This is a genomic window from Flavilitoribacter nigricans DSM 23189 = NBRC 102662 (assembly GCF_002646595.1).
GTDB classification, from domain to species: domain Bacteria; phylum Bacteroidota; class Bacteroidia; order Chitinophagales; family Saprospiraceae; genus Flavilitoribacter; species Flavilitoribacter nigricans.
The window spans coordinates 348,844-358,101 of record NZ_PDUD01000002.1 but is presented as its reverse complement, the minus strand read 5'-3'; the positions used below and the strand labels follow the sequence as shown (position 1 = coordinate 358,101).

General features: G+C 47.5%; 8 protein-coding genes. 1 reads left to right on the top strand and 7 read right to left on the bottom strand.

All coding sequences use genetic code 11. The features are described from left to right. Positions 1-113: 113 nt before the first annotated feature. Together CRP01_RS03095 and CRP01_RS03090 are read right to left on the bottom strand one after the other, a co-directional pair. Positions 114-1,178 (bottom strand): hypothetical protein, encoded by a 1,065-nt coding sequence (locus tag CRP01_RS03095; RefSeq protein WP_099148526.1) that lies wholly within the window; start codon positions 1,176-1,178, stop codon positions 114-116. A gap of 464 nt (positions 1,179-1,642) precedes the next feature. Then, entirely contained in the window at positions 1,643-2,155 is a 513-nt protein-coding gene (locus CRP01_RS03090) for an IS1 family transposase (RefSeq protein WP_099148525.1), read from the bottom strand. A gap of 789 nt (positions 2,156-2,944) precedes the next feature. Here CRP01_RS03090 and CRP01_RS42105 point away from each other — a divergent pair. Continuing rightward, positions 2,945-3,085, top strand: a complete 141-nt coding sequence (locus tag CRP01_RS42105) for a hypothetical protein (RefSeq protein ID WP_170110197.1) — start codon at positions 2,945-2,947, stop codon at positions 3,083-3,085. A 17-nt stretch (positions 3,086-3,102) separates the two neighbouring features. Here the strand turns inward: CRP01_RS42105 and CRP01_RS03085 are convergent, their stop codons facing one another. The 5 genes from CRP01_RS03085 to lpxD all read right to left on the bottom strand — a co-directional run bounded on the left by CRP01_RS03085 (position 3,103) and on the right by lpxD (position 9,229). After that, complete coding sequence (locus CRP01_RS03085) at positions 3,103-4,569, bottom strand: hypothetical protein (RefSeq protein ID WP_099148524.1); 1,467 nt, start codon at positions 4,567-4,569, stop codon at positions 3,103-3,105. 728 nt (positions 4,570-5,297) lie between these two features. After that, the gene (locus CRP01_RS03080; protein WP_099148523.1) at positions 5,298-5,921 is read right to left on the bottom strand and encodes an ABC transporter ATP-binding protein; all 624 of its coding nucleotides are present in this window, start codon (positions 5,919-5,921) and stop codon (positions 5,298-5,300) included. After that, positions 5,911-6,720 carry an acyl-ACP--UDP-N-acetylglucosamine O-acyltransferase gene (gene lpxA / locus CRP01_RS03075; RefSeq protein ID WP_099148522.1) on the bottom strand — a complete coding sequence of 270 codons (810 nt, stop codon included), beginning with the start codon at positions 6,718-6,720 and terminating at the stop codon, positions 5,911-5,913. The genes CRP01_RS03080 and lpxA overlap by 11 nt, the downstream gene beginning before the upstream one ends. Position 6,721: 1 nt before the next feature. Further along, positions 6,722-8,110: a bifunctional UDP-3-O-[3-hydroxymyristoyl] N-acetylglucosamine deacetylase/3-hydroxyacyl-ACP dehydratase gene (locus CRP01_RS03070; protein ID WP_099148521.1), complete on the bottom strand. Its 1,389-nt coding sequence runs from the start codon at positions 8,108-8,110 to the stop codon at positions 6,722-6,724. Positions 8,111-8,170: 60 nt separating this feature from the next. Continuing rightward, complete coding sequence (gene lpxD / locus CRP01_RS03065; protein ID WP_099148520.1) at positions 8,171-9,229, bottom strand: UDP-3-O-(3-hydroxymyristoyl)glucosamine N-acyltransferase; 1,059 nt, start codon at positions 9,227-9,229, stop codon at positions 8,171-8,173. Positions 9,230-9,258: the final 29 nt, after the last annotated feature.

The following is a 9,258-nucleotide window of genomic DNA, read 5'->3' as shown; positions in this document are numbered from 1 at the left end:
GGACCGTATAGACCTAGAATCATCAATCTTCGGATTTACAACTCCACAAGGGAAACGGCCAATAGCCAAATTTTATATCGAAGACTATCTCCTGGAGAATTTACAGGGACGGCCTAATTCTTGTCGTCAAATAGACAATCATCCCGACGACTTTGCTTTAAAATCGGCAAATGACTATGCTCACAGTAGTAAAGTCCGCATATATTCTGGGTATAGAATTCATCAGCTCTAAAAATATGTGCATATAGATCATTGGAGCCCAACTCTAAAAAGTGCTGATAAATAATGGTGTTGGAGGTTATGCAGGTAAGGTATTGTTCTGCCATTTCTCTGAATTGTTTAAAGATAGTAACTGCTTGTATGATAGCACCACTGAGGCATAACATTTTCAGAATAACATTGTGTAGTCCGAACTGATAGCGACCATTATTTTCTTCAATCAGATTATTGATGATACCGTCTTCCTTCCCGATATGCCGGTGCAACAAGAAGGGTAAAGCGTTCTTTTCAATGAAGAACTCTTGTCTGACATCATCTTCATTATTATTTTTTCCCGGATGCTGCTCCAGAATGAAACCTGTATTGTCATAATTGATCTGGCTGATAAGCCCCATTAATTCTGCATACTGGTACATGGTGTCACTTTTGGGACCAGAAAAGCCATATAGATCGCATAAACGGCGGGTAATTGATCGATAAAGACCTACCCGCGCTTGCCGAAAGTAGATTATTGAGGTACAAGGTGGGACCTTAGATTCGCGTTCCATCAAATCCAGAACATTCGAGATCACCGCTTTATTCTGTTCACTGATGTTATGCAAAAACGGTGTGAAGTGCCCATTGTACGCTTCGGTTGGCGAATTGTGGCGATTGAGGTACATATGCTTTGTCAAACTGAATGCTTCCTGCGTGATACACTTGATAAACTGAGCTATTGCAGTGTCGCTGTTCAGTTTTCGTGGAGTTGGACATCGTCGGTTTTTTGTTGCGATCGTATCAATTATACAATCCTGAATAACTCGCGCGAAGGCAATGGCGTGCTGTAGTCGATCAGTTCTCAGCACCGGACGATGATCATTCGATGGTATGAGATCAGGTTCTTCACCGGGAAGTTGGAGATTTGTTTGCAGGGGGGAAGGAAAAATAGGTGGTGGTAAGCTGTTTTTTGCTACTGTCATTTTTTCAAATTCTTGATTTTCTTTATTCCATACTGTAGAAAAGTATCAAACATTTTTTATGCCAATTTTTTAAATAAATGATAATCAATGATTTAGACTCTATGCTTTGTCGTGATTTCTTCCACTTTTCGTTTTTCTAGGCGGGTATTCTAAAAAAATTAGAAATTTATTAGACCACAATTGTCTGGCAGAAAATTGCGGTTTGAACCGATATTCGGCGGTAATCAACTTGTAAGGATGACCGCCTGATTTTGTAATCTATGAAAACGGGCCAAATTGAATTGGTAGAAATAATATCAATTAGCCAAAAAATAATTACGATTCACTTTTGAGGACGCCACACTTTTTCTGACCAACCTGGAAACTCTTGCTCTCATTGCGGTTCAAAATCCTTCAATGGTATAGGTAAACGCTTTGCCCTCCATATACTTTTTAGTAGGAATGATAGCTATGTAGGTATTCTATTAGTCAGTGGCAAAAAAACATTTGCGCTTGTATCCGACCGGTATCTTACACAATAAAGCCTTAGCGCTTTCTTTGCCACGATTGCCGATTTGAAAGGCAACGACTAAGCGATTCACTGGATCGAAGACCCCCCAAATCCATCGCTTTTGTTTCTTGTTATCTACAAAAGACCAGGCTTCATCTAATTGTATAACAATAAATTGAGCCTTTTCAGGACGTAGCTTTTTTAGCCATAAATTATTCAGTCCAATGTCCATCGGTACTTCTTTCCATACTAATTCCCCAAAATCCAGTAACCAAGGAAGTTTCCCAAAAAAAATCAGCATATACCCAGCAGACTGATCCGTTGATTCAGGGCTTTGCGGATCATTTCTCGCCGATCTTTTGTGGTGTAATGATTGTTGTTGAACACCAACTGTCAACCACAGTTTTGCACTTATGATTCTTCCTACCGTATAAGTCTTTCCAATCTTGACTATCTTTATGCTCTGGCAACTCGGGCATAAGATCATATTTTTTAGTTAGGTCACTTCAAAAATAATGACCTCTCCGGGTTGCCTTATTTTGTGCCCTTATCCTAACATTTTTATTACTGCCCAAGTGTCGACTCACCCTGAATTAGTGCCGTTCAAAACTTGAATTTTCAATTTATCATCCTGTTGTTGCGCATAGAAAACGGGAGTCTGAATGCCCAGGCTTTAATGGTGACGAAAATAGTCGTATTCGATTGAAGGTTGGTACTGGACTTTTCCCACATCTGGCATTTATGTATGCATTTCCCGAAACACAAAAACTGGAGCCGTGATCGGCGGAAACCTGGACGGCCTCCTGCAAAAAAAACGACAAGCGGGGAACTTTTTTGCCTAAAATTGGCTATATTTATATGACTCCAACGCCAAATTAGGCGACGGATCACCGATTTATCCGGGGGAAAAAGATGAATCGGTTTTTGGAAAACGGTTACTCTACTTTTTTTCAAACTGATCAACTACCGTCTGTACCATAGACTTTTCGGTCTAATGGCCTGGTATCAGACTTATCACAAACATTTAACTGGGGTTTAATAACCATTGCCGGCTCATTGGTAAAGGCTGAATTAGCTATGTCTTTACCAAAATAGCCGTTGGCCGTTGTCGATCGCGAGATCGGGATCAAGGCCGTTCGCGGGTTTGCCTGCACACCCGATGGGCAGGCTATGTCCGGTGGTAGCGGTCGAACTCAAAATATTACCAGGATAACCGGTAAGAGGTGAAATGTTATTGCCTCTGCCTTTTTACTAAACCACAGTTAAATTTTTAATCATGGAAACTAAACTGAATTCCAGAGCCCTCGCTATTTTTAAATCCTTTGAGATCAAGAACCCCGAAAAGATCAAAGGAGGAGACGGAGACGATACCGGTGAAAACGGCCTGATCGGATCCGATGAGATCGGCGAGGTGTAAAAACACTGGCGGAGGAGCTACTTGAGCTCCTCCGCTTTTTCAATTATCCAGTCCTTTAGAATGATCGGCTTCTTCTTATTGACTTTTGCTATGAAATGATCGAGTTGTTCCGCGGATGATGCTTCCTGCTCCGTGAACTTTACCAGTTGCTTGGATAGCCGTACAAAATTCAAATAAGCTTTGTTCCTTTCCTGCGCCAGCCGTGGGTCTCGCATCAGCCATTTCTCGAAAGCTTCCGCAAAATTCAGAAAAACGCTGACGTTGCCTCTTATTAATTCCAGTTCGTAATAGACCCGTAATTGCAGCGACCGCAGCCTGAGATCAATCACCAGACCCGAATAGGGGATTAAACTTAAATGCTCGTGGGCCTGCCGGAGCATTTCCTGTTTTTGATCGGGCAGCTGCCGGCTGTTCAGGAAATACCAGTAACCCAGTGCCAGGTTGATGGTGTAATTTCTGTCGTGGGGTGCCAAACAAGAACCGTACTTTTTTATGAAGTCTTTTGCCCACACCAATTCGCCTGCTGCACTGCACAGAAGTACCGCATTCAAAAAAGTGGATGCCTGGATCTTCTCCCGGTAACTGATGACTTCCTGCTCCTCGGCAATTTTGTACAGGCGGGCTACCAGAGCGGTAAACTGCTTTTCGCCCTTATTGTGATAATACACTCCCGTGTTGATAAACGCACTCACCAGGTAGGCTTTTTCCTTCTCACCCATTAGTCCGAAGTGGCGGGTAAGCTGATCGATCGCTGCGGAGAACTCCCCGGCGGATAGTGGTGCCTGCCGGAAGTTGTACAGCTGCAGATACAAGCCGATCAGGGCATTTTCCGGCTGTATTTGCCGAAAGGCTTCCAGGAGCATTTGTAGTTCAAAGGTGCTGGAGGTAGTCTCTTCGATAACCGCTTTGCGCACTTCCTGGTCAGTCTCAAATCGGAGTTTCGAAAGTGCGTAATACCGCTCAAGATCCTGAATGATGGCCAGCACGGAATATTGATCGGTCTGGTACATACTCCGGTCCGGATGATAATACAACTCTTCGTAAAACCACAATTGCTTTTGGTAGAATTCCGAATCCCGGAACCCGGGTTTTTCCAGATCGGATACGCATCGCTGGATTAAAGCGGCAAACTCTTCATAATTCAGTTTTCGGAAACAGGCCTTCACCAGCAACTGATTCTGGATATGATCTTCCCGCTGCAATTGCTCGTGCAATAAAAACTGCTCCAGTAGTTTCTTTAATTTCCACATCTGATTGCGCAACCGCTTTTCATTGAACGCTTCCCGTGGGTACAGGTGTGGATATACGTGTTTGCGATCCAGTTTGAAGCTGTTCAACTCCGGATAAAACCGGCGGATGTACTTAAATAATGCCAGTGCAGTCCGGTTGGCATTGTGGTAAGGAGATTTCAGGAATTGTTCTGCTTTCCTCATTTCAGCTTTACTGAATGGAGTGATCAGGTGAATTAATTCGGATTTAAGCATGCACTTTACGAGTTTGGGTTTCGAGTTGGTACGGGTAAAAAAAACTACGATCGGAAATTGACCAGAGGATCGGTGATGAACTCCGGAGATTGGGGCAAGGGGCGCATAACAGAAAGGGAAAATAGTCGGGACAAAAAGCTAATTTAAATAAAATGCAGAAAATATTGATTGCCAATTGATTAAAAATATTTGACATCGGAATTAATACCTGAGTGTATGATGTTATAAGGAGGGTTTTAATCCATTTTGTCAACTTCCTTGCTGACTATGGGAAAAAGTCGGGGCTTCAAGTTGGAGGGAATTTGCAGCTGCATTGAGCGGAGGATAAAAAGGGCTTCCAATTCCAAAGTAATCGTTTCGCCGGGAACGCATCTGAAGACCAGCATTTACGTTGCGGACGATCGCACGCCGGTCTTGAGTCCCGGTAAAAATAAAGGAAGTGACTCTTCAGTCACTTCCTGGCACTAAGGATTAGTTTTTCCGATGGTGAAATCAGTATTCGTAAGGATAGAGTATAGATTCAGTTATTGGGAAAGATCCGCACCGGCTATTGTGGCATAAACCTTAACGGACGGAACCAAGATATTCCTAATTGCAGGAAGGAGTGAAAGACAAAAATGAGGACTTGTCTTTTTTTAACAATACATTTTCATGTGGACAAATTGCCGATGATGGGATAAGAGTTAGGAAATACAGTAAGATAGGAAGGTGCTGCCCGGCGGAAGTTGTCACGATTTTTTATACTGTAACACACTGAACCGCTCCTCACAAAACCCAAAATCCACCGCTACATTAGAGGCTACGACGACGGTCCGGTCTCCCGCAAAGCGTTCCACAAGTTGCAGGTACCAGTCGATACCCTGCTGATCCAGGTTGGTGGTGGGTTCGTCCAGCAGCAGGAAGGAGGTATCCGAGCAGAGGGCCAGCGCCAGTTTGAGGCGTTGTTTCATGCCGGAAGAGAAGTGGCGCACCAGTTTGGAGGAATTACCCGGCAGGGAGAGCAGTTCCAGGATCACCTCATCGTCCAGACCGGGCAGAAATTCCTTGAACCGCCGGTGAAAACGAAGGGCTTCGGCCAGCGTCAGCTCTTCGATGAGTTCGATGTAGGGAGCCGCGTAGGAGAGGTGGCGGTACACCTGATCCGGATCGATCACCTGGCCATCGACCAGGTGCCGGATCTTACCTTTACTGGGCGTGAGATGGCCGGAGAGGATGCGCAGCAAAGTGGATTTACCGGAACCGTTGGGGCCTTCGATGGCGTACCTCTTCCCGGCTTCGATCGTTAGATCCACTTTGCGCAGTATCCATTCGCGACGGTAGCGTTTGGCTACTTTTTCCAGCTCAATCTTCATACAGGCTGCCGTTGATCTGCTGGAAGCCTTTCACGATCCCCGAGTCCGCTTCTTTGATAAAGGAAAGAATGGCTTCCCGTTCGGGCGTAGAGGCAACCGTATCGTTGATCTCGTTGATGGCGTTGGTGATATTGTGGCCTTTTACGAAGAGGATGCGATAGATCTCGTGAATGTGATTGATCTGTTCGCTGGTAAAAGATCGCCGTTTCAGCCCAACGTGGTTAACACCGACGTAAGACAGCGGTTCGCGGGCGGCCTTGATGAAAGGCGGTACGTTTTTGCGGACCAGGGATCCGCCGGCAATAAAGCTGTGGCCTCCGATCTTGGTAAATTGCTGAACGGCTACCAGGCCTTCCAGGATTGCCCAGTCGGCGATCTCAACGTGGCCGGCCAGGGTAACGTTATTGGCCAGAATGACATTATTGCCGAGAAGACAATCGTGGGCTACGTGTACGTAAGCCATGAGCAGGCAGCTTTCGCCCACTACGGTTTTTCCGGCGTATTTAGTACCGCGGTTGACGGTCACGTATTCTCTGATGGTGCTGCCGCTACCGATCTCGGCGGTAGTCACTTCACCTTCAAATTTAAGATCCTGCGGGATACCACTAATGACCGCTCCGGGAAATATCTTGACGTCGTCTCCAATGCGGGCACCATCGAATATCGTCACATTGGGACCAATCCAGGTGTTATCACCGATAACCACATCGCCGTCGATGTAGCAGAAAGGACCGATGGTGACATTACTGCCGATCTTCGCATCCGGATGAATGACGCTATGGGATGGAGAATGCTTCATACTACGAGCGCTTAACGATTTGTGCGGTTAATTCACCTTCTGCAGCTATTTTATTGCCCACATAGGCAGTAGCCTGCATCTGGCAGATACCCCGACGGATCGGAGCCATTAGTTCCATCTTGAGCAGTAGGGTGTCTCCCGGCTGGACCATCTGTTTGAACTTGACATTGTCAATCTTGATGAAGTAGGTATCCCAATGGCCGGGGTCGCCTACATTGTGCATCGCCAGGATACCGCCGGTCTGGGCCAGCGCTTCGATTATCAGCACACCGGGCATCACCGGGTTGCCGGGAAAATGTCCCTGAAAGAAATATTCGTTAAAGGTGACGCTTTTGACGCCAACGACCACCTCCTTGCTGAGCTCGATGATCTTATCCACCAGCAACAGCGGGTAGCGGTGGGGCAGCCACTGTGCGATGGTAACGTTATCCATTACCGGCTCCTCATTCGGGTCGTACTTGGGTTTGCCCCGCAGTTTGCGTTGCTCCAGGTAGCTTTTCTTGAGTAGCTTCGTGAATTCAATATTGGCCCGGTGCCCCGGTTTGGTCGCAATGATGCGCCCTTTGATGGGTTTACCGAGCAGGGAGGTGTCACCAATGATATCGAGCAGTTTATGACGGGCCGGCTCGTTCTTGAACTGCAGTTTCAGCGTATTCAGGATACCTTCTTCCGCAACTTCGATATTGGGTTTACCCAGTTTTGTGGCCAGCCCGTTGAGTGTGCTCTGCTTAACGGGGCGGTCTACGATCACGATCGCGTTTTCCAGATCTCCGCCTTTGATGAGGTCGCGGTCGATCAGGGCTTCCAGTTCGTGCAGAAAAACGAAAGTCCGACAGGGAGCGATCTCATTGGCGTAATCGTCAAGATTATTCAGGGAGGCATACTGCTGCCCCAGCACCGGCGAATTGAAATCGATCATGGTCGTGATCTCAAAACCATCGGACGGCAGGGCCATGATCTCGGTGGAACCGTCCTCGCTGCGATAAACGATCGGTTCCTCTACCACAAAATATTCGCGATCGACTTCCTGTTCTTCGATCCCGGCTTTGACCATAGCTTCTACAAACGGATAAGCACTTCCATCCATGATGGGGACTTCCGGTCCGTCGATCTCGATCAGCGCATTATCGACCCCGAGGCCTCGTAAAGCTGAAAGAGCATGCTCCACGGTTTTTACCTGAGCATCTCCTACCTGCAGACAGGTGTTCCGGTCGGTGGAAACGACCCTATTGACGTCGGCGTGGATCACCGGCTGACTTTCCAGATCCGTACGGACGAACTTGTAGCCATGATCTTCCGGGGCAGGTTTGAAAGTAATATTGACCACGCTACCGGTATGTAATCCGACTCCGGAGAGGGTAACCGGTTCTTTTAATGTGCGCTGCTTCATATGAATAAAACTAAGGAAATAATGGGCAAAGATATGAATTAGTAATTAGATACCGGATTTCTATTGAGAAGAACGATCCTGGTTCTTCCCGGCGGTTCCGTCGGCGGCCCTCTCCAACTGGGTCAGGCGACGATACAACTCCGGAAGTTTTTTAAAAACAATGAAAGAGCGGATGAATTCCCGGTAAGCAAAAGCCGGGGTGCCAAAGAGATACGTTCCGGGCGTTTTGACGGATTGGGCAACCCCGCTCTGGGCCTGCACCTGGGTACCGTCGGCAATGGTAATATGCCCCGCAAAACCCACCTGGCCACCGATCCGGCAGTGCCGGCCGATCTTGGTGCTGCCGGCGATCCCGGTCTGGGCGGCGATCACCGTATGGGCCCCGATCTCGGCGTTGTGGCCGATCTGCACGAGATTATCCAGTTTGGCGCCCTCCCGTATGATGGTAGCGCCCATGGTGGCGCGATCTACGGTCGTATTGGCGCCGATCTCGACGTCCGATTCGAGAATTACGTTCCCGACGTGGATGATCTTTTGGTAATGTCCGTCGTTTTGGGGAGTGAAGCCGAAGCCGTCACTACCGATCACGGTATTGGGATGAATAACGCAACGGTCCCCGATCTCGCAGTCTTTCATGATCCGCACACCGGGATACAATACAACACCGTCGCCAATTTTAACATTTGTGCCGACAAAAACCTGCGCGGCGATGCGGCTGCCGGCTCCGATCGTTGCTCCGGCTTCGATTACTGCACCCGGACCGATGCTGACCAAAGGGCCGATCTCGGCGGTCGGATCCAGCACAGCGCTGGCGGCTATTCCGGTAGATCCCTCCTGAGCCTGGCCGAATTTTTCCAACAGAACGGCAATGGCCTGGTAGACGTTCTCTACCCGGATCAGGGTGGCGCTGACCGGCTTTCTCGGGGTAAACTCCTTGCTTACCAATAAGATGGAGGCACTCGTCTCGTAGGCGTAGTGCTCGTACTTATCTTTTCCCAAAAAAGAGATCGTCCCTTCACCTCCCTCTTCGATCCGGCTGGGTTTGCTAACCATTACATTCGGATCACCTTCTATTTCGCCTCCTAGGAGTTCCGCTAGGAATTTTGCTGATAGCTGCATGGGGGCAAAGGTAGAAATTTTAGTGGGAA